Here is a 25,173-nt window from a genome sequence, read left to right on the forward strand (position 1 = left end):
GGGGCGTTGTCAGACCCGTGGTCCACCATGGACGCATGAGTGAGCTGACCAGGATTTCCGCCCCCGACGGGCTCGCGCCCGCCGCCCAGTACTCCCATGTCGTGCTGGGCACCGGCACGTTCGTCGCGATCTCCGGCCAGCTCGCCCTGGACGAGGACGGAAAGATCGTCGGCGAGGGCGATCCCGTGGCCCAGGCCCGCCAGGTCTTCGAGAACCTCCGCCGCTGCCTGGCCGCCGCGGGCGCCGGCTTCGACGAGGTCGTCAAGCTCACGTACTTCGTCACGGACATGGCACACATGCCTGCGATCCGCGCGGCCCGCGCCGCGCACCTACCCGACGACCGGCTGCCGGCCGCCTCCGCGGTCCAGGTCGCGGCCCTGGTGCGGCCCGAGTTCCTGATGGAGGTCGAGGCGTTCGCGGTGATCGCCCGATGATCCAGGTCAGAGACATGACCCTCGCCGACTGCGACCGCGTCGCCGAGCTCCGCATCCGAGGCTGGCAGACCGCGTACCGCGGTCTGATGCCGCAGCCGTACCTGGACGCACTGAGCGTGACCGAGGACGCCGAGCGCCGTCGCGAGCGGTTCCGGCAGTCCGGCGGCAGCGTGGTGAACCTCGTCGCCGAGCAGGGCGGCGAGCTGGTGGGCTGGGCCGCGCACGGCCCGTACCGGGACGGTGAAGAGCGCACGTCCGACGCCGAGTTGTACGCGATCTACGTCGACGCGGCGCGGTTCGGCGGCGGCATCGGGCACGCCCTGCTCCAGGAGTCGGTACGCCGCTGCACGGCCGCCGGTCACCCCCGCCTGCTCCTGTGGGTCCTCAAGGGCAACGCCCGCGCCCGTGGCTTCTACGAGCGGGCGGGGTTCCACCCCGACGGCGCCGAGGAGCCGTTCGAGGTGGACGGGGTGTCCGTACCCGAGGTGCGGTACGCCATGAGCCTCGGCGCGGACCTCAGCGCGGGCTAGGGATGCGGGCCAGCGCGTGCACCGCCGCCTCCGCCAGCGCCGGATGCGCCAGGGCCTCGTTCAGTACGGGCCGGGCGCGGGCGTCGCCGAGGGTGCCGAGGCCCTCGACGCAGGCGAGGGCCACGCGGCGGTAGGGGTCGTGCGGACGCAGGCGCCGCGAGAGCGTGGTGATGAGGGCCGGCACCGACTCGGGGGCACGCAGTTCGGCGAGCAGCCGGACCGGGTGCAGGGCGTAGGCGACCCGCAGTTCGTTGGTGGCCAGGGCCGCCGCCGCGCGGGCCGTGCGCGGGTCGCCGAGGCGAGCCAGGGCGTGGGCGGCGGAGGCGCAGCGCTGCGGGTCGCGGTGGTTGAGCAGCAGGACGAGGGCCTCGAAGGCGCGGGAGTCGCCGGCGACTCCCAGGCGGAACGCGGCCAGCTCCCGCGCCCACAGCGGCTGCCCGGGTTCGGTCAGCACCGCCGCCAGTTCGTCGAGGTCCTTCGTCCCCGCCAGCCGCTCATAGGCCGCCGACGCTCCCGACTCCTGCCGTAAGCGCTCCGTGAGCGATCGCAACTCTTCGTCCATGAAGGGCAGCCTAGGCGGGGTCAAGGGAGCGAGGGACGTACATCACAAAGACCGGGGGCTGGCGCGCTCGTTACCCGCGGGTTAAGCTCAATCGAGCGAGTTACCCACTCGCGGAACTCCTTGCGGTGGCCTGGTGACGCAGCCATCGCGAGAGCAGTCGGTTCGGTACCTCAGGTATCGGTATCTCAGTACGACGCGGCTTGGGACAGGGCCGGTCGGCTTCACCGTTCTCCGGGCGTGTGCACGCCCGCGACGACGGCATCGCACCACCGGGCGTGTGCGCGAGTAGCCCGGCAACACCCGCATCTCGCAGTTTCCCCGCACCCGGTGCGCCCTTCGGCGTACCGGGTCGCGCTCCCAGTCGTCACCCTCATTCCTGGAGTCCCGCGATGGCCGCTCCCCTGTCCGACACCCCTCTGTCCCCGATCCAGACCGTCGCCGTCGTCGGCCTCGGCACCATGGGCACCGGCATCGCCGAGGTCCTCGCCAAGGCCGGCCGCACGGTCCTCGGCATCGACATCAGCGAGGCCGCGGCCGCTCAGGCCGTCGCCGCCCTGGAGAGCTCCACCGGCCGTGCCGTGACCCGGGGCCGGCTGACCGAGGAGCAGCGCGCGGACATCCTCGCCCGGATCCGCACCTCCACCGACCTGCGCACCGCGGCCGACGCGGACCTGGTCATCGAGGTGGTCCCGGAGTCGTACGAGATCAAGCACCAGATCTTCCGTGAACTCGACGGCATCGTCCGGCCCGAGACGATCCTGGCGACCGGCACCAACGCCCTGTCCGTCACCCGGCTCGCGGCCGACTCGGCCCGTCCGGAGCGCGTGCTCGGCCTGCACTTCTTCAACCCTGCGCCGGCGATGAAACTGGTCGAGGTGGTCTCCTCGGTGCTGACCGCACCGAACGCCGTCACCGCCGTCACCGATCTCGCCCTCGACCTGGGCAAGGAACCCGTCGCGGTCGGCGACCGGCCCGGGTTCGTCGCCGACGGGCTGCTGTTCGGCTACCTCAACCAGGCCGCCGCGATGTACGAGGCGAAGTACGCCTCCCGCGAGGACATCGACGCCGCGATGCGGCTCGGCTGCGGACTGCCGATGGGCCCGCTCGCGCTCCTCGACCTGATCGGCATCGACACCGCGCGCACCGTCCTGGACGCCATGTACGCCGAGTCCCACGACCGGCTGCACGCCCCCGCCCCGATCCTCAAGCAGCTCAGCGAGGCGGGACTGACGGGCCGGAAGTCGGGCCGCGGCTTCTACTCCTACGAGGCACCGGGCAGCGCGACGGTCGTCCCGGACGCCCTGACGCCCGCCGAAGGCGGCTCCCGGGCCGAGGGCCGCACGGTCCGTTCCGTCGGTGTCGCGGGCTCGGGCACCATGGCGTCCGGCATCGCGGAGGTCTTCGCCAAGGCCGGGTACCAGGTCGTCCTCGCCGCCCGCAGCGAGGAGAAGGCGCAGGCCGCCAAGGCCCGCATCGGCAAGTCTCTCTCGCGCTCCGTCGACAAGGGCCGGCTCACCGCCGAGGCGGCCGCGCAGACCCTGGACCTGATCACCCCGGCGGGCTCCTACGACGCCTTCGCCGACGTCGACCTGGCCGTCGAGGCCGTCGCCGAGGACCTGGAGATCAAGCAGCAGCTGTTCCAGACGCTGGACAAGGTCTGCAAGCCGGGCGCGGTCCTGGCCACCACCACCTCCTCACTCCCGGTCGTCGCCTGCGCCCGCGCCACCTCGCGCCCGCAGGACGTGATCGGCATGCACTTCTTCAACCCGGCGCCGGCGATGAAGCTGGTCGAGGTCGTGCGCACGGTCCTCACGGCGGAAGACGTCCACGCGACGGTCCGCGAGGTCTGCGGCCGGATCAAGAAGCACGCGGTGGACTGCGGCGACCGGGCCGGGTTCATCGTGAACGCCCTGCTGTTCCCGTACCTCAACAACGCCATCAAGATGGTCGAGGAGCACTACGCCTCCCTCGACGACATCGACGCCGCGATGAAGCTCGGCGGCGGCTACCCGATGGGCCCCTTCGAACTGCTGGACGTCGTCGGCCTCGACGTCTCGCTCGCCATCGAGAAGGTCCTGCACCGCGAGTTCCGGGACCCGGGCCTGGCCCCGGCCCCGCTCCTGGAGCACCTGGTGGCCGCGGGCTGCCTCGGCCGCAAGACCGGCCGCGGCTTCCGCGAATATGCCCGCCGCTGACGCGTCCGGCGACTGGTACAGAACGAACGAGGACTGGGGCGGACTGCTCGACCCGCACGGAATCCCAGGAAACCCCCCGCCCGCAGCGGGCGGGGACTACCCGGGACATGAGCGCCAACCTGCGCACATGCAGTACGTTCGGGTCATGTCCCAGCCCGCCAAGTCCTCACGTACACCAGCTACGCCCGACGCGCCGGAGAGTGCCGCAGGCAGTCGCGCGGCCGCCCAGCGGCTCAAGATGCGCCGAGAACTGGCGGCCGCGGCGATGGAGCTGTTCTCGACCAAGGGGTACGAGGCGACCACCGTCGACGAGATCGCGGCCGCGGCCGGAGTCGCGCGCCGTACCTTCTTCCGCCACTTCCGCTCCAAGGAAGAGGCGATCTTCCCCGATCACGACGACACCCTGATCCGCGCCGAGGCCGTGCTCAACGCGGCTCCCCCGCACGAGCATCCGCTCGACACGGTGTGCAACGGCATCAAGGAAGTCATGCGGATGTACGCGGCCCGGCCGGAGATCTCGGTCGCCCGCTACAAGCTGACGCGCGAGGTGCCCACCCTGCGCGAGGCGGAGATCGCGTCGGTGGCGCGCTACGAGCGCCTGTTCACCCGCTATCTGCTCGGCCACTTCGACGAGCACGCGCACGACGACGACGCCAACGACGACCCGCTGCTCGCGGAGGTCGCCGCGTCCGCCGTGGTCACCGCGCACAACCACGTGCTGCGGCGCTGGCTCCGGGCCGGCGGGCAGGGCGACGTGGAGGCCCAGCTGGACCACGCCTTCGCGATCGTACGGAAGACCTTCGGGACCGGCATCGGGGCCGGACGCACGGCCGCTCCGCAGCCGTCCGCCGCGACGGTCTCCACCCACGGCGAGGTCCTGGTGACGGTCGCGCGCACCGACGCCCCCCTGGACCAGGTGATGCGGACCATCGAAGAGGCCCTCAAGGACCGCTGAACTCTCCGCCTCCGCTGTGATGACGGCCACCCTTCGGGGTGGCCGTTTTGGCATGTCAGAGCCCCTTTTCGAGCGGAATTCAAGCCGCGTTCGATCGATCATCGCTCATTTGTTACGTAAAGATTTCACCTGAGAGCGGTTGCTGGCACTCAGTGCCTTGCCAGGTGACACGCGGTGTCATACGTTGAAGGAGTCCGGGCGGCCGGCGTGCAGAGACCTTTCGCACGTCGGCTGTCCCAACAAGTCATCGGCTTGCCCCGCCCGGACGCCTGCGTCACAGGCAACCTCCCGCGCCACAAAGCGCTGCCGCACACCAAGACCGCCGAACCGACGGCACCGACGTAACCCTCAGCGTCCCTCCCTCAGGACGCGTATCGCCGGAGGCAACACCGTGACCACGAAGGACATCCTGGACGCGATCCAGTCGCCGGACTCGACTCCGGCCGACTTCGCCGCCCTGCCGCTCCCCGAGTCGTACCGCGCGATCACCGTGCACAAGGACGAGACGGAGATGTTCGCGGGTCTGGAGACCCGCGACAAGGACCCGCGCAAGTCGATCCACCTGGACGAGGTCCCGCTGCCCGAACTCGGCCCGGGCGAGGCCCTGGTCGCCGTCATGGCGTCCAGCGTCAACTACAACTCGGTGTGGACCTCGATCTTCGAGCCGCTGTCCACCTTCGGGTTCCTGGAGCGCTACGGCCGCACCAGCGACCTGGCCAAGCGCCACGACCTGCCGTACCACATCATCGGCTCCGACCTCGCGGGCGTCGTGCTGCGCACCGGACCGGGCGTGAACTCCTGGAAGCCCGGCGACGAGGTCGTCGCGCACTGTCTCTCCGTCGAGCTGGAGTCCTCCGACGGCCACAACGACACGATGCTCGACCCCGAGCAGCGCATCTGGGGCTTCGAGACCAACTTCGGCGGCCTCGCCGAGATCGCGCTCGTCAAGTCCAACCAGCTGATGCCCAAGCCGGGTCACCTGTCCTGGGAGGAGGCGGCGGCCCCGGGTCTCGTCAACTCCACCGCCTACCGCCAGCTGGTCTCCCGCAACGGCGCCGCCATGAAGCAGGGCGACAACGTCCTGATCTGGGGCGCGAGCGGCGGACTCGGCTCGTACGCCACGCAGTTCGCGCTGGCCGGTGGCGCCAACCCGATCTGTGTCGTCTCCAGCCCGCAGAAGGCGGAGATCTGCCGCGCGATGGGCGCCGACGCGATCATCGACCGCAACGCCGAGGGCTACAAGTTCTGGAAGGACGAGAACACCCAGGACCCCAAGGAGTGGAAGCGCTTCGGCAAGCGCATCCGCGAGCTCACCGGCGGCGAGGACATCGACATCGTCTTCGAGCACCCCGGCCGCGAGACCTTCGGCGCCTCCGTGTTCGTCACCCGCAAGGGCGGCACCATCACCACCTGCGCCTCCACCTCGGGCTACATGCACGAGTACGACAACCGCTACCTGTGGATGTCGCTGAAGCGGATCATCGGCTCGCACTTCGCCAACTACCGCGAGGCCTGGGAGGCCAACCGGCTGATCGCGAAGGGCAAGATCCACCCGACGCTGTCGAAGACCTACTCCCTGGAGGAGACCGGTCAGGCCGCGTACGACGTGCACCGCAACCTCCACCAGGGCAAGGTCGGCGTGCTGTGCCTCGCCCCCGAGGAAGGCCTCGGCGTGCGCGACGAGGAGATGCGCGACCGGCACATCGACGCCATCAACCGCTTCCGCAACATCTGAGACACCCGGGGTCATAGATGACTGAGCGTCAGCCCGCCGACGGCGCGCGGGAGAAGGACCGGCCGTGGCTCATGCGCACGTACGCCGGCCACTCCACGGCCGAGGCGTCCAACGAGCTGTACCGGCGCAACCTCGCCAAGGGCCAGACCGGCCTGTCGGTCGCGTTCGACCTGCCGACGCAGACCGGCTACGACTCCGACCACATCCTCGCCCGCGGCGAGGTCGGCCGGGTCGGTGTGCCCATCGCGCACCTCGGTGACATGCGCCGGCTGTTCCAGGACATCCCCCTGGAGCAGATGAACACCTCGATGACGATCAACGCCACCGCCATGTGGCTGCTGGCGCTCTACCAGGTCGTCGCCGAGGAGCAGGGCGCCGACATCACCAAGCTCCAGGGCACGACCCAGAACGACATCGTCAAGGAGTACCTGTCCCGGGGGACGCACGTCTTCCCGCCGGGACCGTCGCTCCGCCTGACGACCGACATGATCGCGTACACGGTCTCCCACATCCCGAAGTGGAACCCGATCAACATCTGCAGCTACCACCTGCAGGAGGCCGGGGCCACGCCGGTCCAGGAGATCGCGTACGCGATGTCGACGGCGATCGCCGTCCTGGACGCCGTCCGGGACTCGGGCCAGGTGCCGGCCGAGAAGTTCGGTGACGTCGTCGCCCGGATCTCCTTCTTCGTGAACGCGGGCGTCCGCTTCATCGAGGAGATGTGCAAGATGCGCGCCTTCGGCCGCATCTGGGACAAGATCACGCTGGAGCGGTACGGCATCGAGAACCCGAAGCAGCGCCGCTTCCGGTACGGCGTCCAGGTCAACTCCCTGGGCCTGACCGAGGCGCAGCCGGAGAACAACGTCCAGCGGATCGTCCTCGAGATGCTGGCCGTCACCCTCTCCAAGGACGCACGCGCGCGTGCCGTGCAGCTGCCCGCCTGGAACGAGGCGCTGGGCCTGCCCCGGCCCTGGGACCAGCAGTGGTCACTGCGCATCCAGCAGGTGCTGGCGCACGAGAGCGACCTGCTGGAATACGAGGACATCTTCGAGGGCTCGCACGTCATCGAGGCGAAGGTGAGCAAGCTCGTCGAGGAGTCCCTCACCGAGATCGAGCGCATCCAGGAGATGGGCGGCGCGATGGCCGCCGTCGAGTCCGGCTACCTCAAGTCGCAGCTCGTCTCCTCGCACGCCGAACGCCGGGCCCGGATCGAGTCCGGCCAGGAGAAGATCGTCGGCGTCAACATCTTCGAGACGACCGAGCCGAACCCGCTGACGGCCGACCTGGACACCGCGATCCAGACGGTCGACCCGGCGGTCGAGGCCCGGGTCATCGCCGGCCTCCAGAACTGGCGCGACACCCGCTACCAGCCGCCCTTCAACCACCCGCGCCCGTGCAAGGCGCTGGAGAAGCTGAAGGAGGCCGCCAAGGGCACCGCCAACCTCATGGAGGCCACCCTGGAGTGCGCCCGCGCCGGGGTCACGACCGGCGAGTGGGCCGGGGCGCTGCGCGAGGTCTTCGGCGAGTTCCGCGCCCCGACGGGCGTGTCCTCCGCGCCGGTGGCCGTCCCCGCCGAAGAGGGCTCGCCGATGGCGGACGTCCGCCGCAGGGTCGACCTGACGGCCAGGGACCTCGGCGTCGGCAAGCTCCGCTTCCTCGTCGGCAAGCCCGGCCTGGACGGGCACTCCAACGGGGCCGAGCAGATCGCCGTGCGGGCCCGTGACGCCGGGTTCGAGGTGGTCTACCAGGGCATCCGGCTCACCCCGGAACAGATCGTGGACGCGGCCCTCGCCGAGGACGTGCACGCGGTCGGCCTGTCGATCCTCTCCGGCTCGCACGCCCAGCTGGTGCCGGACGTGCTGGAACGGCTCCATGTGGCCGGTGCCACAGATATCCCGGTGATCGCCGGTGGCATCATCCCGAATGGCGATGCCGAGCAGCTCAGGGCCGCCGGAGTGGCCGCCGTCTTCACCCCGAAGGACTTCGACATCACCGGAATCATCGGCCGCATCGTCGACGAGATCCGGAAAGCGAACAAGCTCGACCCCCTGGAGGTCCCCGCATGACCGTCAACCGTCTGCGTCCCCGCCGCTCGTGTCTCGCGGTACCGGGAAGCAACCCCCGCTTCCTGGAGAAGGCGCAGGGCCTCCCGGCGGACCAGGTCTTCCTCGACCTGGAGGACGCGTGCGCCCCGCTCGCCAAGCCCGAGGCGCGGCACACCATCGTCAAGTTCCTCAACGAGGGTGACTGGACCGGCAAGACGAGGGTCGTGCGCGTCAACGACTGGACGACCGAGTGGACGTACCGCGATGTCGTCACGGTCGTCGAGGGAGCCGGCCAGAACCTCGACTGCATCATGCTGCCGAAGGTGCAGACGGCCGAGCAGATCGTCGCCCTGGACCTGCTGCTGACGCAGATCGAGAAGACGATGGGCTTCGAGGTCGGCAAGATCGGCATCGAGGCTCAGATCGAGAACGCGCAGGGCCTGAACAACGTCAACGAGATCGCGACGGCCTCCCAGCGCGTCGAGACGATCATCTTCGGCCCGGCCGACTTCATGGCGTCCATCAACATGAAGTCGCTGGTCGTGGGTGAGCAGCCGCCCGGCTACCCGGCGGACGCCTACCACTACATCCTGATGAAGATCCTGATGGCCGCCCGCGCCAACAACCTCCAGGCGATCGACGGCCCCTACCTGCAGATCCGCAACATCGACGGCTACCGCGAGGTCGCCCAGCGCGCCGCGGCCCTCGGCTTCGACGGCAAGTGGGTGCTGCACCCGGGCCAGGTCGAGGCGTCCAACGAGATCTTCTCGCCCTCGCAGGAGGACTACGACCACGCCGAGCTGATCCTGGACGCGTACGACTACTACACGTCCGAGGCGGGCGGCAAGAAGGGCTCCGCGATGCTCGGCGACGAGATGATCGACGAGGCCAGCCGCAAGATGGCCCTGGTCATCTCCGGCAAGGGACGCGCCGCCGGCATGCAGCGCACCAGCAAGTTCGAGATCCCGGAGGCCTGAGCGCCATGCAGTTCGGACGCACCTACGAGGAGTTCGAGGTCGGGGCGACGTACAAGCACTGGCCGGGAAAGACGGTCACGGAGTACGACGACCACCTGTTCTGTCTCCTCACCATGAACCACCACCCGCTCCACATGGACACCAACTATGCGGAGAAGACGACGGACTTCGGCAAGAACGTCGTCGTCGGGAACTACATCTACTCGCTGCTGCTCGGCATGTCCGTCCCGGACATCTCCGGCAAGGCGATCGCCAACCTGGAGATCGAGTCGCTGAAGCACGTGGCGCCGACCTTCCACGGCGACACGATCTACGGCCAGACGACCGTCCTCGACAAGTGGCCGTCGAAGTCGAAGAACGACCGCGGCATCGTCTACGTCGAGACCAAGGGCTACAAGCAGGACGGCACGCTGGTCTGCGTGTTCCGCCGCAAGGTCATGGTGCCGACCGAGACCTACATCAAGGAGCGCGGCGGCGAGCAGCCCGGCCGCCCGGAACTTCAGGAGGGCTGAGCCCGATGGCACGCCTCGCCCAGACCGCCGGTCTGACCGACATCCAGCAGGAAATCCTCTCCACCGTCCGCGACTTCGTGGACAAGGAGATCATCCCGGTCGCCACCGAGCTGGAGCACCGCGACGAGTACCCGCAAGCGATCGTCGACGGGCTCAAGGAGTTGGGCCTGTTCGGCCTGATGATCCCGGAGGAGTACGGCGGTCTGGGCGAGTCGCTCCTGACGTACGCGCTGTGCGTCGAGGAGATCGCCCGCGGGTGGATGTCGGTGTCCGGCATCATCAACACCCACTTCATCGTGGCCTACATGCTCAAGCAGCACGGCACGCAGGAGCAGAAGGACCACTTCCTGCCGCGCATGGCGGCCGGCGACATCCGGGGCGCCTTCTCGATGTCGGAGCCGGGCCTGGGTTCCGATGTGTCGGCCATCACGTCCAAGGCGGTCAAGGACGGCGACGAGTACGTCCTCAACGGCCAGAAGATGTGGCTCACGAACGGTGGGACGTCAAGTCTGGTCGCCGTTCTCGTCCGACGTGATGAAGGACACCCCGAGGGCACCGCGCCCCACAAGTCGATGACGACCTTCCTCGTCGAGAAGGAGCCCGGCTTCGGAGAGGTCCGCCCCGGCCTCACCATCCCGGGGAAGATCGACAAGATGGGCTACAAGGGTGTCGACACCACCGAACTGATCATGGATGGCCTGCGCATTCCGGCCGATCGCGTCCTCGGCGGCGTCACCGGCCGAGGTTTTTACCAAATGATGGACGGCGTGGAAGTCGGCCGCGTCAATGTGGCGGCGCGTGGCTGTGGCGTCGCTCAGCGTGCCTTCGAACTGGGTGTCCAGTACGCCCAGCAGCGTCACACTTTCGGCAAAGCGATCGCCCAGCACCAGGCGATCCAGTTCAAGCTGGCCGAGATGGCTACCAAGGTCGAGGCCGCGCATGCGATGATGGTCAACGCGGCACGCAAAAAGGACTCCGGGGAGCGAAACGACCTTGAGGCTGGGATGGCGAAGTACCTCGCCTCCGAGTACTGCAAGGAGGTCGTGGAAGACGCCTTCCGGATCCACGGCGGCTACGGCTTCTCCAAGGAGTACGAGATCGAGCGCCTCTACCGAGAGGCACCGATGCTGCTGATCGGCGAAGGTACCGCCGAGATCCAGAAAATGATCATCGGTCGCAGGCTGCTCGAAGAGTATCGATTCCAGGGCTAGATGTCCGGATACGGGGTGTTTTCTTGGAGAAGAAGATCACACCCCGTCAACCCTCTTCGGCCGCCGACTCGGCTTCCTGGCTTGCCCAGTTGTGGTCACCGACCGGTACGATCCCCGGAAAGCCGCCGTCCCCCGTCACTGCGCGGCATCATCCGCTACGAAGGTCATCCATGCCCCACAGCCAAACCTCTGCACCTCGCGACAGCCAGGTCGGCGTACGCCTCGCGCGCGGAGCATCGCCGTGGCTTCTTCCGACCGTCGCCACCGCAGCCCTCAGCCTGGTGCGCGCGCGCAAGTCCGGCGCCGCCAAGGCCGTCGCCGTGCCCGCCACCGCGCTCGCGGCGGGCATGCTGTGGTTCTTCCGCGACCCCGAGCGCGAGATCGCCACGGGCCGCGTCATCTCGCCCGCCGACGGTGTGGTGCAGAGCATCATGCCGTGGAAGGACGGCCGCACCCGCGTCGCGATCTTCATGAGCCCGCTCAACGTCCACGTCAACCGCGCGCCCCTCTCCGGCACGGTGACGTCGGTCGAGCACATCCCGGGTGGGTTCGTGCCGGCGTTCAACAAGGAGAGCGAGAACAACGAGCGCGTCGTCTGGCACTTCGACACCGAACTCGGTGACATCGAGATGATCCAGATCGCCGGCGCGGTGGCCCGTCGCATCGTCCCCTACATCCCGCAGGGCACGAAGGTCGAGCAGGGTGACCGCATCGGTCTGATCCGCTTCGGTTCGCGCGTCGACATCTACCTGCCCGAGGGCGTGGATGTCGCGGTCGAGGTCGGCCAGAAGACCGTGGCTGGGGTGACTCGCATTGACCGTGATTGATCCTGAGACACAGGCGGGCTGGGTGCCCGGGGCCGACGAGGTGGACGACGAGGAGGAGATGCCCCTCTCTCTCCGCCTCTCAATAGCGGACACCCTCACCCTCGGCAACGCCACGTGCGGCTTCATGGCGGTGTACTTCACCACCACCGGCATCCTGATCCCGGACCTCACCGGCAGCCCGGCGACCGGCATGACCCGCCACAGCGCGGCCACGGCGGTCATCCTCATGCTGTGCGCGGCGGTCTTCGACCTGTTCGACGGCCTGGTCGCGCGCAAGCTGCGGTCCTCGCCGATGGGCGCGGAGCTGGACAACCTCTCCGACCTGATCAGCTTCGGCCTCGCCCCGGCGTACTTCGTCCTCGTCTACGGCATGGTCGCCGACGACGCGCACCAGCGGGTGGCCGCGGTCGGGGCAATCGTGGTGCTCTTGGCCGTGGTGCTGCGGCTGGCCAGATTCTCCTGCGTGACCGTCCCGAACGGCATGTTCCAGGGCATGCCCTCGCCGTTCGGTGCGCTGACGGTGGTCTCGATCGTCCTGCTGGAGCTGCCCTTCGTGGCGACGCTGCTGGCAATCCTCGGCACCGCCTGGCTGATGGTGAGCCGGGTCGAGTACCCGAAGCCGCGGGGCCGCCTCGCGGTGGCGATGCTGACCTGGATCGTCGTGTCCATGGGCCTCCTGGCCGCGTGGGCCTTCGACGCCCCGAGCGGTCAGCTCCTGCTCCAGACGGGCTGCGCGCTCCAGCTGGTCACCGGCGCGGTCATCCCGCTGTTCGCCACGGCCCGCCGGGTGAACAACTTCCGCGACAACCGTCGCGAGGCGCGGGCGGCGCAGCTGCCGTAACGGCTTGAAAGCTTGAAAGAAGGCCCGAACCGATTCCGGTTCGGGCCTTTCTGCGTTTCCCCTCAGGGGTTGTACGTCTTCGCCGCATCCGAGGCCGCCGCCTCGCGTACGACCCGCATGCCGCCCGTGACGCTCTTGTCGGGCTGGAGGATCACGCTCTCCCGGGAGGACGCGGATTTCGGGTCGGTGAAGTCCTGGACGGGGCCGAAGCCGAGGTCGAAGTCGTTGATCGTGAGCAGGGCCCGGTCGACGCCCTCGCGGGTGAGGTCCTTGTTCTTGCAGGCCTTCTTCAGGGCCTCGCCGAAGGCGGACGCGGCGGTCCAGCCGGCGACGATGCCGTTGTCGAGGGCGTCCTTGGGATACGCCGCCCGGTAGTCGGCGACGAGCTGCTTGGCCTCCGGGGTGTCCGCGCCGATGGGGAGCGACGGCGAGGCCACGTAGTAGTTCTTCATCAGGGCCGGGCCCGCCTGGGTGGCGAGGAGCTGGGGTGCGAAGGCGGAGTTGTTGCCGATGACCGGCACGTCGAAGCCACCCGCCGCGGCGACCCCGACGAGCGAGGCCGCCTGACGCGGACCGGCGCTGAGGACGATCGCCTTCACGCCGGCCTGCTTGAGGGCGGCGACCTGGGCGGTCATGTCGTTGTCGGTGGGTTTGATCTTCTGCTCGACGACGGTCAGCCCGGCGGCCTTCGCCATGTGCCGGGAGCCGGTCAGGGCGCTCTCGCCGTAGTCGCCCTCGAAGTAGACGTGACCGATCTTGTCGCCCTTCTTGATCCCCTTCTCCTGGAGCAGGAAGTCGACGGCGTTGATCGTCTCGATGTCGTACGTGGAGCCGATGACGCGGATGTACGGGCTGCCGAGCAGCGCCGCCGACCAGGCCTGCGGCAGCACCAGGCCCTTGTCCTGGCCGTCGACGCGCTGCTTGACGGCGGCGACGAACGGGGAGCCGATGAACTGCGCGAAGCCCAGGACCTTCGGTTCCAGCTCGGTGTAGCCGGAGACGGCCTTCTGCGGGTCGTAGCCGTGGTCGCGGACGGTGAGGGCCACCTTGTAGCCGCAGACGCCTCCGGCGGCGTTCAGCTGCTTCACGTACAGCTGCTGGGCCTGGGTGACGCTCTTGCCGAGGGTGGCGTAGACGCCGGTCATGTCGGTGAGGGCGCCGAGGGTGATCGTCTTCCCGGAGATGCCCTCGCCGGTCTTGATCCCGCCCGCGGACTGTTCGCCGCTGTTGTCGTCCTGGGCCTTGGAGCTGCACCCGGCGAGCAGGAGCAGCGCGGCAAGAGCACCGGCGGCCTTGGTCGCGTACGTCGTCGTGGTCATCGTTCCTCCGTGAGGGTTCTGGTGCGGCGCCGGGCGGTCACCCTGACCAGGCCGCCGGGCAGGAACAGCACCACCAGCACGACGGCGGCGCCGTAGAGATACCGGGACGCCTCGCCCGGTGCGATGCCGCCCGTGCCAGGGGCGGAGACCAGGGGCAGCGCGTCGCTGTAGCGGGTCAGCAGCTGCGGCAGCAGGGAGACGAACACGGCCCCGGCGATAGCGCCGGAGACCGAGCCGAGCCCGCCGACGACGATCATGGCGAGGTATTCGAGGGACAGCGTGATGCCGAAGTAGTCCGGCACGGTCCGCTGGAAAACCAGGGCCAGCAGGACGCCCGCGAGGCCCGCGTACATCGACGACAGCACGAAGACGGCGGCGCGGTACCGGGCCACCGGCACGCCGATCACCCCGGCCGCGATGCGGTGGTCGCGGATCGCGTTCATGGCCCGGCCCGGACGGCCGCGCAGGACGCCCCGGGCGAACAGGGCACCGGCGAGAAGGGCGAGCAGTCCGGCGTACCAGAGTTTCTCCGCCGAGCCGAACGGGACGGCGGCGACGAGGAGTTCGCGGTCGTCGAAGGTGAGGCCGAAAAGGTTCAGGGGTGGTACGTCGCGGCCGTTGGCGCCGCCGGTGAGGTCATGGGCGTTGAACATCACGTGCTGGCCGATGAAGACGAGGGCGAGGGTGGCGATGCCCAGGTAGGCGCCGCCGAGGCGGCCGGCGATGGGGCTGAACAGGCCGCCCGCGATCCCCGCGACCAGCACCGCGAGCACCGCCGCGAGCCAGGTCGGCAGGCCGAGGCCGGTCAGTCCGTCGTCGCCGTCGGCCGCGAGGACGCAGTAGCCGTAGGCGCCGACGGCGAGGAAGAAGGCGTGGCCCATGGAGAGTTGGCCGGTGGCGCCGGTGAGGAGGTTGATGCCGATCGCGCCGAGGGCGGCGGCCATGGCGAAGAGGCCGGCCTGGAGCCAGAAGCGGTCCAGGTAGAAGGGGAGGGCGAGGAGGAGGACGGTCGCGGCGGTCCAGAGGTACGTGCGTGCGCCGAGGGCTTTGAGGGGTCTCACCAGGGCTTCAGACACGGGCGAGCTCCTTCGTGCCGAACAGTCCGGCGGGCCGGACGAGCAGGATCGCGACCATGACGAGGTAAGGGGCGAGGTCGCCCAACCCCCGGCCCAGGAAGGTCAGATCGCTCTGGTAGCCGGTGGCCAGCGACTCCGTGACGCCGACGAGCAGCCCGCCGACCAGCGCGCCGGTCGTGGAGTCCAGGCCGCCGAGGATCGCGGCCGGGAAGGCCTTCAGCGCGGCCAGTGAGGTGGCCCGTTCCAGGCCCGGCGTCGGGAACACGGTGAGGAACAGTGCGGCGACGGCGGCCAGGCCCCCGGCCACCGCCCAGGCACTCATCGACACCCGGCCCAGCCGTACGCCCATCAGCGCGGCCGTCTCGGCGCTCTCCGCCGCCGCGCGCATGGCCACGCCCCACGCGGTGTACCGGAAGACCACCAGGAACGCGGTGATGAGCAGGGCCGCCGCCACGAACGCGGCGATCCGGGTGTGGGCGAGGGAGACCGGCCCGATCCTGAGGACCGCGTCGCCCCACGGGTCGCCGAGCGTCAGGACGTCCGTGCCGATCCGGCGGGTCAGCTCGGTGGTGAGCAGGATGTCGACGCCGATCGTGACGATGGCGAGGACGCTGTGGTCGCTGCCCCGGTAGCGCCGCATGACGAGGAACTCCACGGCCGCCCCGACCAGCGCGGCCCCCGCGATCCCGACGAGCAGCGCGGGCCAGAAGCCGAGGTCGTCGTGGAGGCGCGCGGTGACATAGCCGCCCGCCAGCAGCAGGGAGGCGTGGGCGAAGTTGACGACCTCGGTGGCCCGGAAGATCACCACGAACCCGAGCGCGATCAGCGCGTACACCGACCCCAACGAGACGCCGTTGACCAGGATTTCGGCGAAGGTGCTCATGATCCGGCTCCCAGGTAGGCCTGTACGACGGCCGGGTCGTTCTGTACGTCGGCGGGGGCGCCGTCGGCGATCCGGCGCCCGAAGTCCAGTACGGTCACCGCGTCGGCGAGCCGCATCACCACCCCCATGTCGTGTTCCACCAGCACGATCGAGATGCCGAGGCCGTCGCGGACGCCCGCGATCACGCCGGCGGTCCGGCGGCGTTCGGCGGCGGTCATCCCGGCGACGGGTTCGTCGAGGAGCAGCAGCCGCGGCTCCATGCAGAGCGCGCGGGCGAGTTCGGCGAGCTTCTGCTGCCCGTACGGCAGGGACCCCGCCGGGCGGTCCAGGCAGTCGGCGATGCCGACGAACTCGGCGATCTCGCGGACGCGTTCGCGGTGGACGCGTTCCTCGCGGGCGGCCGACGGCAGGCGAAGTCCGGCCGCGAGGAAGCCGGTTCGGGTGAGCCGGTGGCGGCCGAGGAGCAGGCTGTCCTCGACGGTGGCGCGGGGCGGCAGGGCGAGGTTCTGGAAGATGCGGGCGATCCCGAGGGCGGCGATGCGGTGCGCGGGCATGCCGGTGAGTTCGCGGTCGCCGAAGCGGACGCTGCCGGAGGTGGCGCGGTAGACGCCGGACAGGACGTTGAAGCAGGTTGATTTTCCTGCCCCGTTGGGGCCGATGAGGGCGTGGACGGTGCCGGGGGCGACGGTGAAGGACACGGCGTCGAGGGCGGTGAGCCCGGCGAAGCGGACGGTCAGATCGCGTACGTCGAGGGGGTCCACCGGGTCAGCCCTCCCATCGGGTGAGGATCCGGGCGCCGGTCGTCTCCGCGTCGGCCGCCGCGTCCTCGTCGACCACGCCCAGGTAGCGGCGGCGGACCTCGTCGGAGGCGGCCAGTTCCGCGGCCGGGCCCTCCAGGGTCACCTCGCCGACTTCGAGGACGTAGGCGTGGGTGGCGAGGCGCAGGGCGAGGGCGGCGTTCTGTTCGACGAGGAGGACGGCGGTGCCCTGGTCGTTGATCTCGCGGACGGTGTCGGCGATCCGCTCGGCCATGAGCGGGGCGAGGCCGAGGGAGGGTTCGTCGAGGAGGAGGAACCGGGGGGCGGCCATGAGGGCGCGGGCGACGGCGAGCATCTGCTGTTCGCCGCCGGAGAGCAGCCCGGCGCGCTGGTGGGCGCGTTGCGCCAGCACCGGGAACAGCTCGTGGACGCGGGCCAGGGCCCCGGCGCGGCCCCTCCGGTCGCCGCCGAGGGCGCCCGCGCGCAGGTTGTCGGCGACCGTCATACGGGCGAACACCCGCCTGCCCTCCGGCACTTGGGAGACCCCGGCGGTGACGACCCGGTCCGCCGGCAGCCGGTCCAGTCGTCGGTCGCCGAGCAGCACCTCGCCCTCGGTGACCGCGCCGCCCTGGAAGGACAGCGTGCGGCTGATCGCGCGCAGCAGCGTCGACTTGCCCGCGCCGTTGGCGCCGAGGACCGTCACCACGGTCGCCTCGGGCACCTCCAGCGACACCCGGCGCAGGGCGCGCACGGGACCGTAGCCGACCGACAGGTCCCGCACCACGAGTCCGGATCCGACCATGGACTTCCCTTCTGTCCTCACTCGGTGTGGCGCTCACCCCAGCACCGGTGGGGGCGCCCGTCCACGGCCCGCGGCGGAATCGCTGCGGGTGCCCAGCGGGCCGGTGCCGTCGTTGTGCGCGTGCACAACACCGCGTGTCAGGGGCCTGTGCGGGGGCCGGTGGCGATGGCATGCTCCGGCCATGGGAGCGCGACGGCCGCGTACCGGTCATGACTGGAAGCTGCTCGCGGAGTCCTGCACGGCTCTGCTGGAGCGGGTGCCGGAGCTCGTCGACGAGCACCTCAGGCAACTCTTCGACCACTCCCCCGTCTACGCGCAGGTGCTGCCGTACGACCAGCAGTGGCGGGAGGCGGAGGAAGCGATCCGGATCGGGATCGAGACGATCTCCGCGCCCCGGGACTCACCCCGCCGCGACCTGGAGTGCGCCGAGGACGCGGGGCGGCGGCGGGCTCGGCAGGGGTTGCCCCTGGATCTGCTGGTCCACGCCTACCGCAACGCCGGCTATCTGGTGTGGGACGCGTTGGTGGAGGGCGCCGGGGGGCGGGAGCCGGAGCGGCTGGCGGCGCTGATGCGCTCGACGACGATGGTGTGGTCGGCGGTGGACGCGCAGGCGGAGGCGGCGTCGGAGGCGTACCGGGCGACGGAGGCGGAGCTGCGGCGGCGCACGGACGAGCAGTTGCAGGCGCTGCTCGACGCGCTGCTGGAGGGCAAGGCGACGCCGGGGCTCGCGGCGCGGGCCGCCGCCGGACTCGACCTGCCCGAGCACGGGCCGTACGCGGTGGTCGTGCTGCGGGCCGAGCGGCGGGACGCGGTCGAGCGGCCGGTGCAGGGGGCCGGGTTCCGGTTCATCTGGCGGATGCGGGCCGACGGCGAGGTGGGCGTGGTGGCCCTCTCCCCCGGTCAGGGCCTGGACGGGGTGGCGCGGGTGCTGGAGGGGCGGTGCGCGGGGCCCGGCGGGATCAGTCCGGTGGTGCCGGGCCTCGCCGAGCTGGGGCGGGCCCGGCGGCTGGCCGAGCTGGCGCTGCGGACCTGCCCGCCCGACGGCACCGCCGTCGTCCGCCTCGATCAGCGCATGCCGACGGCGCTGGTGGTGAGCCAGCCGGAGCTGGCCGACCGGCTGGTGTCGGACGTCTTCGGCGGGCTGCTCGAGCTGGAGCCCGCCGACCGGGCCGTGCTGCTGGAGACCCTGGACGTGTGGCTGGCCTGCGAAGGGTCGGCCGGCCGGGCCGCCGCGCGGCTGTACTGCCACCGCAACACGGTGTTCAACCGGCTGCGGCGCCTGGAACAGCTGACGTCACGGTCGCTGGCCCGGCCGCGGGACCTGATCGAGATGACGCTGGCGCTGGACGCGTACCGCCTCTCCGGGGGCCGGAGGTGAGGTGTGCGGGCTCGGCGCGGCGGGTGTCTCCGGTGCGGCTCAGGTCAGGAAGTCGCGCGCGATCTGCTCCGCCACCCGCTCCAGGATCGGCCCGGCGTCCGCGATGCACTTCGCCACGTCCGGCTCGACCTCGGTGAGCGGGTACGCGCGCCGGATGCCGGCCCTGCCGAGCGCCTCCGGGGGCAGGGCGAGGCGTCCGCACACCGCGACGACCTCCTTGCCGGCGGCGCGGGCCGCGGCGGCGACGCCCGCGGGGGCCTTGCCGTGCAGCGTCTGCTCGTCGAGGGATCCCTCGCCGGTGATGACCAGGGTGGCCTTCTCCAGCGCGGGGGCGAAGCCGAGGACGTCCAGCATGACCTCGATGCCGGCGCGGAACCGGGCGCCGACGAGGAGCGCGCCGTAGCCGATGCCGCCGGCCGCGCCCGCACCCGGCGCCGCGGCGTACTCGGCGGCCTGGGCGCCGACCGCGTCCTCCAGCACGCGCGCGTAGTGCGCGAGAGCGGCGTCCAAGGCCTCCACGTCGTCCGGGGAGGCGCCCTTCTGCGGGCCGTAGACCGCGGGCGCGCCCTTCGGGCCGGTCAGCGGGTTGTCGACGTCGCTGGCGAGGACCAGTTCCACGTCGGCGAGGCGCGGGTCGAGCCCGGACAGGTCGGCCGTGGCCAGCCCGGCGAGGCCGCCGCCGCCCGGGGCGACCGGCTCGCCGTCCTTGTCGAGGAACCGGGCGCCGAGCGCGGTGAGCATGCCGGCGCCGCCGTCGGTGGTGGCGCTGCCGCCGACGCCGAAGACGACGGTGCGGGCGCCCGCGTCGAGCGCGGCCCGCAGCAGCTCGCCGGAGCCGTAGGTGGAGGAGGTGAGGGGGGCGAAGACGCCCTGGGGGAGCCGCTGGAGCCCGCTGGCCTCCGCCATCTCCACGACGGCGGTGTCGCCGCGCAGCGCGAACGCGGCCGTGACCTCCTGGCCGAGCGGGCCGGCGACCTTGATCTCGTGCCGTTCGAAACCGGCCGCGACCGCGGCGTCCACGGTGCCGTCGCCGCCGTCGGCCACGGGCAGCGCGGCCACGTCGAGGCCCGGCACGGCCCGGCGCAGCCCGGCGGTCACCCGCTCGGCGACCTGCACGGCCGTCAGCGATCCCTTGAACTTGTCCGCGGCGATGAGCACCCGCTCGGTGCCCCTGCCTGCAGCGTCAGCCACTTGCCATCCCCTTGCTCTCAGGCCCGACGCATGTCCGGGCCAGTCGCGCCGCTGCGACCTTAACCGGAGCCCGCCCTCCCCGTCATGCCCTGCCCGGACCTTGAGAAGCTCCTGCGACCCCACTGTGCAGGCCCCCGATACCGGGGTAAACCGGTCCTATGACCCCTGTGGGCAGTGCGCCAGAACTCGCCGACCGCGTTCTCGGGGGCTGGCTGGGCCGGATCGCGGGCAACATGCTCGGCAAACCGGTCGAGCAGGGCGACCTGTGGACGCGGGACCGGATCGACCGCTATCTGCGGCAGGCCGCCGCCCTGCCGCTGACCGACTATCTGCCCGAGCCGCCGAGCGAGAACGACGGCTTCGAGCTGCGCCCGGAGTGGCGCAGTTGCGTGCGCGGCCGCATCCACGGCAGCTGCCGCGACGACGACGTGGACTACGCCATCCTCGGCCTGGACCTGCTGGAGACCCACGGCTTCGGCTTCAGCACCGAGCAGGTCGGCGACCTGTGGCTGCTGAGACTGCCGTACCTCCAGACGTTCACCGCCGAGCGGGCCGCCTACCGCAACCTCGCGAGCGGGCTGAAGCCGCCGCTGACGGCGACGTACGACAACCCGTACCAGGAGTGGATCGGGGCGCTGATCCGCGCCGACATCTACGGCTGGACCTGCCCGGGCGCCCCGCGCCGGGCGGCCTCGCTGGCCCGCCGGGACGCGGTGCTCTCGCACACCGGGAACGGGGTGTACGGGGCGATGTGGGCGGCGGCCCTGGTGTCGGCGGCCTTCACCGCGGCGACCGTGCGGCACGCGCTGGACCAGGCGCTGGCCGTCGTACCGGAGAGCAGCCGGCTGGCCCGGACCGTGCGCCGGGTGATCTCCCTGCACGGCACCCGGATGACCTGGGAGGACACGCTGACGACGGTGGCCGAGGAGACCGCCGGGCTGGGCTGGATCCACACGATCCCCAATGCCGCGGTACTCACCGCCGGGCTGCTCTACGGCGACGGCGACTTCACCCGGACCGTCACGCTGACCGTCCGCGGCGGTCTGGACACCGACTCCAACGGGGCCACGGCCGGTTCGGTGGCCGGGGTGCTGACCGGAGCGGAGGCGATCCCGGAGCAGTGGAAGGACCCGCTGGAGGACACGGTGCGCAGCGCGGTGTTCGGGTTCGACGGGGTACGGATCAGTGAACTGGCCGAGCGGACCGTGCGGTTGATCGACGGTGAGTGACCCGCCGTCTCGGCGGTCGGTGGCTCTTCGTCCGGGAACTACTCTTCAGGGATGACCAGCGCTCAGGACTTCGCCACGTACATCGACGGCCTGCCCCGCATCCTCGCCGGCGCCGCCGCCCTCTTCCGGGACAGCGAGGGGCGGGTGCTCCTCGTCGAGCCCAACTACCGTGAGGGATGGGCTCTTCCGGGCGGCACCATCGAGTCGGACGAGGGCGAGACCCCACGTCAGGGCGCGCGCCGCGAGACGCTCGAGGAGATCGGTCTGGACCGTGAACTCGGCCGGCTGCTGGCGGTGGACTGGGTGTACCGGCCGGGCATTCCGCCGCTGGTGGCGTACCTGTACGACGGTGGCGTGCTCGGCGAGGACGAGCTGAAGGCGATCCGGCTCCAGGAGGAGGAGCTGCTGTCGTGGCGGCTCGTGCCGCGCGAGGAGCTGGACGACTATCTGCTGGGTTTCCTCGGCGGCCGGGTGCGGGTCGCGCTGGACGTGCTCGCGGAAGGCGCGGGGACGGCGGAGCTGGAGAACGGCCGACGGGTTTCCTGACGCCTGATGTTCCGGGTGTCGATTAACGTCATTCCCGTCGATTCCGCTGCGGAAATGTGTTCTTGAAGCTACGCCCTTGCGCGTATGGACCCCCTGTATCCGCGCCAATAGCGTGCGAGTCCTCGCCTTATCCGCAGGTACCGGTGGCACGCGGTTCTCCGTGCCGCCGGATTCAATCACAGGGGGAAACATGCGGGTAATCGTTCAGATGCGTCCGGAACCCGATCTCGTCCAAGCGGTCGTGGATCCGTCGATCAGCACTCCGCCGGCCTCCGACGTCGCCGGCTCACTCCCCGGCGTCCGGCTGGACCCGGACTTCGTGCCGGTGCCGGTGCCGCAGCCCAAGCCGGCGTTCTCCGACGGCGATCCGCTGTCGCTGGACCAGCCGCTCACCTTCTCGCTGGCCCCGGAGGACGCGAGCGTCCTGGTGCGCGGCGAGATCGAGGACCGCGACGGCGCCGCCCGGCTGGCGCTGCTGAGTTCCCGGCGGGCGGACATCGTCGGGATCGCGGCCGACCCGGCCGTGGAGACGATGCCCACCTGCGGCAACACGCCGCCGGTCGGCGACTGGCACGACGTGCAGCGGGCCCTCACGGACGCGCTGACCAGCGAGGGCCTCGACGGATCGGGCGTTCCGCTGGCCATCGTGGACACCGGCATCAACGTCGCGCACCTCGGCACGGTCCTCGGCTCACCCGTGACGGTCGACGCCGGGCGCAGCTGGAAGCCCCCGGGGGTGAACGGCAACTTCGGCCAGTTCCCGGTGAACCACGGCACGATGTGCGCGTTCGACTCGCTGATCGTGGCCCGGAAGGTGTCCCTGCTCGACATTCCGGTGCTGCTTTCGCAGCGGCCGGGCGCCACCGTGATGGAGGGCCTCCTCTCCGACGCGATCTCCGCGTACGCGCACCTGTGGGGGCTGCTGGAGCAGATGCCGCGGGACCGGCGCCGGCTGGTCATCAGCAACAGCTGGGGGTCGTTCAAGCCGACGTGGGACTTCCCGCCGGGGCACCCGGGCAACTACTCCGACAACCGCGCCCACCCGTTCAACCTGATCGTCGCCGCCCTGGAGGTGTCCGGCGCCGACATCCTGTTCGCCGCGGGCAACTGCGGTGTCGAGTGCCCCGACGGACGCTGCGGCTTCCCGAGCCGGCCCATCAACGGGGCGAACTCGCACCCCAGCGTGCTGTCCGTGGCCGGGGTGGACACGCATGACGCCCGGGTCGGCTACTCGTCCCAGGGTCCGGGGCGGCTCACCGTGCGCAAGCCGGACATCGCCACGTACACGCACTTCAGCGGGTCGAAGGCGTTCGGGCAGAACAGCCCCGACTCGGGGACCTCGGCGGCCTGTCCGGTCGCGGCGGGGGTCGTCGCCGCGGTGCGCGGCAAGCTGTCGGTGAAGGACCTGCCGCCGTCCCGGCTGCGCACGCTGATCCGCCGGTCCGCGCACGACGCGGGCGGGCACGGCTACGACTTCGACTACGGGTACGGCATCATCAACACCCCGCAGCTCGTCGACGCGGTGCGCCGCCTCGGCAAGAACAACGGCCGTCCGTAGGAGACCCATGGCTCCCGAGAGCCCCACCGTCCTCATCACCGTGACGCTTCCGCCGCGGTCCACCATCGAAGACGCCCAGCGCCGTCTCGGCCTCGCCGACGACGAGGTCGACACGGCGTACGGCCTGGTCCCGGTGGATCCCGCGCACGGTACCTACGCGCTGCTGGTGACCGAGGCGGCCGGGGCGAGGCTCCAGGGAGCACCGGAGGCGCGGGGGTCGTACCAGGGCCCCTTCGCCAATCCGAAGATCGAGCCGTTCGGGCCGGTGCGGCCGAAGGACGAGGAGGAGGACGACGGCGACGGCTGATTTATCCGTTCGCCCCGCCCCGTCCCGCCGATCTACTCTCGGCCGCATGAACAGGCCCCTCGTCGCCCTTCTCAGTGGCGCAGGAATTTCGACCGACTCGGGAATTCCGGACTACCGCGGTCCGGGCGGGCTGTGGCAGCGCGATCCCGAGGCGGAAAAGCTCGTGACGTACGACTACTACATGAGCGATCCGGAGATCCGGCGGCGGTCGTGGCGTATGCGCAAGGAGAATCAGGCGCTCGGCGCGGAGCCGAATGCCGCGCATTACGCGGTGGCCGAGCTGGAGAAGTCCGGGGTGCCGGTGCGGGTCGTCACCCAGAACGTCGACGGACTGCACCAGCTCGCCGGGATGCCGGCCCGCAAGGTCCTCGAACTGCACGGCACCGCACGGCAGGTGGTGTGCACACGGTGCCACGCGCGCGGCCCCATGGAGGACGCGCTGGCGCGGCTCGACGCCGGGGAGGACGACCCGGCCTGTCTGGACTGCGGCGGCATCCTGAAGTCCGCGACCGTGATGTTCGGCGAGCGCCTCGACCCCGTCGTCCTCGGCGAGGCCGTCGCCATCACCAAGGCCTGCCAGGTCTTCGTCGCCGTCGGCAGCAGCCTCCAGGTGCAGCCCGCCGCCGGGCTCGTCGGCGTCGCCGCCGATCACGGAGCCCGGCTGATCATCGTCAACGCCGAGCCGACCCCGTACGACGACCGCGCCGACGAGGTCGTCCGCGAACCCATCGGCACGGCCCTGCCGAAGCTGCTGCGCCGGCTTCAGGAGTAGCGACCGGCCGGGGCGCGTCGGACCCGCCTAGAACAGGGCCGCTCCTTGCTCGAAGTCCAGCAGGCGCTGCTTGCGTTCCAGGCCGCCGCCGTAGCCGGTCAGGCTGCCGTTGGAGCCCACGACGCGGTGGCAGGGGACGATGATGCTGACGGGGTTCTTGCCGTTGGCGAGGCCGACCGCGCGGGAGGCGCCGGGGTTGCCGAGGGCTGCGGCGAGGTCGCCGTAGGAGCGGGTCTCGCCGTACGGGATGCGCAGGAGCTGCTCCCACACGCTGCGCTGGAACGGGGTTCCGTGCAGGTGGAGTTCGAGGGTGAACTCCTTCAACTCGGCGGCGAAGTAGGCCTCCAGCTGGTCGATCGCCTCCCCGAAAGGGCGGTCGTCGCGTACGCCGAACGTCTCCTGCGCGGGACGGTGGCGCTGGTCGGTCATGTAGAGGTTGCTCAGGGTGCCGTCCGTCGCGACCAGGGTCAGCGGGCCGTACGGGCTGTCGATCACGGTGTGTTGCTTCAGAGCGGGAACAGAGGTCACGG

General features: G+C 70.7%; 25 protein-coding genes. 17 read left to right on the top strand and 8 right to left on the bottom strand.

The window, feature by feature from the left end; genetic code table 11:
• Positions 1–35 precede the first annotated feature (35 nt).
• Both ACFUO4_RS07850 and ACFUO4_RS07855 read left to right on the top strand, forming a co-directional pair.
• Positions 36–434 (top strand): RidA family protein, encoded by a 399-nt coding sequence (locus ACFUO4_RS07850; protein ID WP_383480952.1) that lies wholly within the window; start codon positions 36–38, stop codon positions 432–434.
• Positions 431–964 carry a GNAT family N-acetyltransferase gene (locus tag ACFUO4_RS07855; RefSeq protein ID WP_383480955.1) on the top strand — a complete coding sequence of 178 codons (534 nt, stop codon included), beginning with the start codon at positions 431–433 and terminating at the stop codon, positions 962–964. The genes ACFUO4_RS07850 and ACFUO4_RS07855 overlap by 4 nt, the downstream gene beginning before the upstream one ends.
• Here the strand turns inward: ACFUO4_RS07855 and ACFUO4_RS07860 are convergent.
• On the bottom strand, positions 951–1,526 hold the full coding sequence (locus ACFUO4_RS07860) for an adenylosuccinate lyase (RefSeq protein ID WP_079308505.1): 576 nt from the start codon (positions 1,524–1,526) through the stop codon (positions 951–953). The two genes, ACFUO4_RS07855 and ACFUO4_RS07860, sit on opposite strands and share 14 nt — an antisense overlap.
• A 389-nt stretch (positions 1,527–1,915) precedes the next feature.
• Here ACFUO4_RS07860 and ACFUO4_RS07865 point away from each other — a divergent pair, with 389 nt between their 5' ends.
• The 9 genes from ACFUO4_RS07865 to pssA all read left to right on the top strand — a co-directional run bounded on the left by ACFUO4_RS07865 (position 1,916) and on the right by pssA (position 12,824).
• Positions 1,916–3,721, top strand: coding sequence for a 3-hydroxyacyl-CoA dehydrogenase family protein (locus ACFUO4_RS07865; protein WP_079308504.1), 1,806 nt, complete (start codon positions 1,916–1,918; stop codon positions 3,719–3,721).
• A 145-nt stretch (positions 3,722–3,866) separates the two neighbouring features.
• Positions 3,867–4,676: a TetR family transcriptional regulator gene (locus ACFUO4_RS07870; protein ID WP_179143332.1), complete on the top strand. Its 810-nt coding sequence runs from the start codon at positions 3,867–3,869 to the stop codon at positions 4,674–4,676.
• A gap of 391 nt (positions 4,677–5,067) precedes the next feature.
• Positions 5,068–6,411: a crotonyl-CoA carboxylase/reductase gene (gene ccrA / locus ACFUO4_RS07875; protein ID WP_079308503.1), complete on the top strand. Its 1,344-nt coding sequence runs from the start codon at positions 5,068–5,070 to the stop codon at positions 6,409–6,411.
• Between the two features lie 17 nt (positions 6,412–6,428).
• A complete protein-coding gene (locus tag ACFUO4_RS07880) occupies positions 6,429–8,477 on the top strand; it encodes a protein meaA (protein ID WP_383480961.1) in 2,049 nt (682 codons plus the stop codon).
• Positions 8,474–9,433, top strand: a complete 960-nt coding sequence (locus ACFUO4_RS07885; RefSeq protein WP_031475710.1) for a CoA ester lyase — start codon at positions 8,474–8,476, stop codon at positions 9,431–9,433. Before ACFUO4_RS07880 ends, ACFUO4_RS07885 begins: the two co-directional genes overlap by 4 nt.
• Positions 9,434–9,438: 5 nt before the next feature.
• Positions 9,439–9,945 carry a MaoC family dehydratase gene (locus ACFUO4_RS07890; protein ID WP_059195327.1) on the top strand — a complete coding sequence of 169 codons (507 nt, stop codon included), beginning with the start codon at positions 9,439–9,441 and terminating at the stop codon, positions 9,943–9,945.
• Between the two features lie 5 nt (positions 9,946–9,950).
• Complete coding sequence (locus ACFUO4_RS07895; protein ID WP_383480965.1) at positions 9,951–11,156, top strand: acyl-CoA dehydrogenase family protein; 1,206 nt, start codon at positions 9,951–9,953, stop codon at positions 11,154–11,156.
• 170 nt (positions 11,157–11,326) lie between these two features.
• Positions 11,327–11,983: a phosphatidylserine decarboxylase gene (locus ACFUO4_RS07900; RefSeq protein ID WP_059195329.1), complete on the top strand. Its 657-nt coding sequence runs from the start codon at positions 11,327–11,329 to the stop codon at positions 11,981–11,983.
• A gap of 22 nt (positions 11,984–12,005) precedes the next feature.
• Entirely contained in the window at positions 12,006–12,824 is an 819-nt protein-coding gene (pssA, locus tag ACFUO4_RS07905; RefSeq protein WP_059195330.1) for a CDP-diacylglycerol--serine O-phosphatidyltransferase, read from the top strand.
• A gap of 62 nt (positions 12,825–12,886) precedes the next feature.
• Here pssA and ACFUO4_RS07910 read toward each other — a convergent pair whose 3' ends face one another.
• Genes ACFUO4_RS07910 through ACFUO4_RS07930 form a run of 5 tightly spaced genes read right to left on the bottom strand, consistent with a single transcriptional unit; the run spans position 12,887 to position 17,662 of the window.
• Positions 12,887–14,143: an ABC transporter substrate-binding protein gene (locus ACFUO4_RS07910; RefSeq protein ID WP_383480968.1), complete on the bottom strand. Its 1,257-nt coding sequence runs from the start codon at positions 14,141–14,143 to the stop codon at positions 12,887–12,889.
• Positions 14,140–15,219, bottom strand: coding sequence for a branched-chain amino acid ABC transporter permease (locus ACFUO4_RS07915; RefSeq protein WP_383480971.1), 1,080 nt, complete (start codon positions 15,217–15,219; stop codon positions 14,140–14,142). Before ACFUO4_RS07915 ends, ACFUO4_RS07910 begins: the two co-directional genes overlap by 4 nt.
• Positions 15,212–16,102, bottom strand: a complete 891-nt coding sequence (locus ACFUO4_RS07920) for a branched-chain amino acid ABC transporter permease (protein ID WP_383480974.1) — start codon at positions 16,100–16,102, stop codon at positions 15,212–15,214. The genes ACFUO4_RS07915 and ACFUO4_RS07920 overlap by 8 nt, the downstream gene beginning before the upstream one ends.
• Entirely contained in the window at positions 16,099–16,863 is a 765-nt protein-coding gene (locus tag ACFUO4_RS07925) for an ABC transporter ATP-binding protein (RefSeq protein WP_383480977.1), read from the bottom strand. The genes ACFUO4_RS07920 and ACFUO4_RS07925 overlap by 4 nt, the downstream gene beginning before the upstream one ends.
• A gap of 4 nt (positions 16,864–16,867) precedes the next feature.
• Complete coding sequence (locus ACFUO4_RS07930) at positions 16,868–17,662, bottom strand: ABC transporter ATP-binding protein (RefSeq protein WP_079308499.1); 795 nt, start codon at positions 17,660–17,662, stop codon at positions 16,868–16,870.
• Positions 17,663–17,843: 181 nt separating this feature from the next.
• Between ACFUO4_RS07930 and ACFUO4_RS07935 the strand changes: the two genes are divergently transcribed.
• Entirely contained in the window at positions 17,844–19,040 is a 1,197-nt protein-coding gene (locus ACFUO4_RS07935; protein WP_383480980.1) for a PucR family transcriptional regulator, read from the top strand.
• 39 nt (positions 19,041–19,079) lie between these two features.
• On the opposite strand, the gene ACFUO4_RS07940 is transcribed toward ACFUO4_RS07935, so the two are convergent.
• Complete coding sequence (locus ACFUO4_RS07940) at positions 19,080–20,231, bottom strand: glycerate kinase (RefSeq protein ID WP_383480983.1); 1,152 nt, start codon at positions 20,229–20,231, stop codon at positions 19,080–19,082.
• Positions 20,232–20,389: 158 nt separating this feature from the next.
• On the opposite strand from ACFUO4_RS07940, the gene ACFUO4_RS07945 reads away from it, so the two are divergent.
• From ACFUO4_RS07945 to ACFUO4_RS07965, 5 genes are all read left to right on the top strand, one after another.
• Complete coding sequence (locus ACFUO4_RS07945) at positions 20,390–21,460, top strand: ADP-ribosylglycohydrolase family protein (protein WP_079308497.1); 1,071 nt, start codon at positions 20,390–20,392, stop codon at positions 21,458–21,460.
• A gap of 51 nt (positions 21,461–21,511) precedes the next feature.
• The gene (locus tag ACFUO4_RS07950) at positions 21,512–22,006 is read left to right on the top strand and encodes an NUDIX domain-containing protein (RefSeq protein WP_383480986.1); all 495 of its coding nucleotides are present in this window, start codon (positions 21,512–21,514) and stop codon (positions 22,004–22,006) included.
• Positions 22,007–22,214: 208 nt separating this feature from the next.
• Positions 22,215–23,564 (top strand): S8 family serine peptidase, encoded by a 1,350-nt coding sequence (locus tag ACFUO4_RS07955; RefSeq protein ID WP_383480989.1) that lies wholly within the window; start codon positions 22,215–22,217, stop codon positions 23,562–23,564.
• Positions 23,565–23,571: 7 nt separating this feature from the next.
• Positions 23,572–23,871, top strand: coding sequence for a hypothetical protein (locus tag ACFUO4_RS07960; protein WP_383480992.1), 300 nt, complete (start codon positions 23,572–23,574; stop codon positions 23,869–23,871).
• A gap of 46 nt (positions 23,872–23,917) precedes the next feature.
• Entirely contained in the window at positions 23,918–24,643 is a 726-nt protein-coding gene (locus ACFUO4_RS07965) for an NAD-dependent deacetylase (RefSeq protein WP_383480995.1), read from the top strand.
• Positions 24,644–24,670: 27 nt separating this feature from the next.
• On the opposite strand, the gene ACFUO4_RS07970 is transcribed toward ACFUO4_RS07965, so the two are convergent.
• On the bottom strand, positions 24,671–25,153 hold the full coding sequence (locus ACFUO4_RS07970) for a methylated-DNA--[protein]-cysteine S-methyltransferase (RefSeq protein ID WP_383482363.1): 483 nt from the start codon (positions 25,151–25,153) through the stop codon (positions 24,671–24,673).
• Positions 25,154–25,173 lie beyond the last annotated feature (20 nt).

Origin of the sequence: Streptomyces sp. NPDC057280, assembly GCF_042668605.1 — a bacterium.
Taxonomy (GTDB): Bacteria; Actinomycetota; Actinomycetes; order Streptomycetales; family Streptomycetaceae; genus Streptomyces.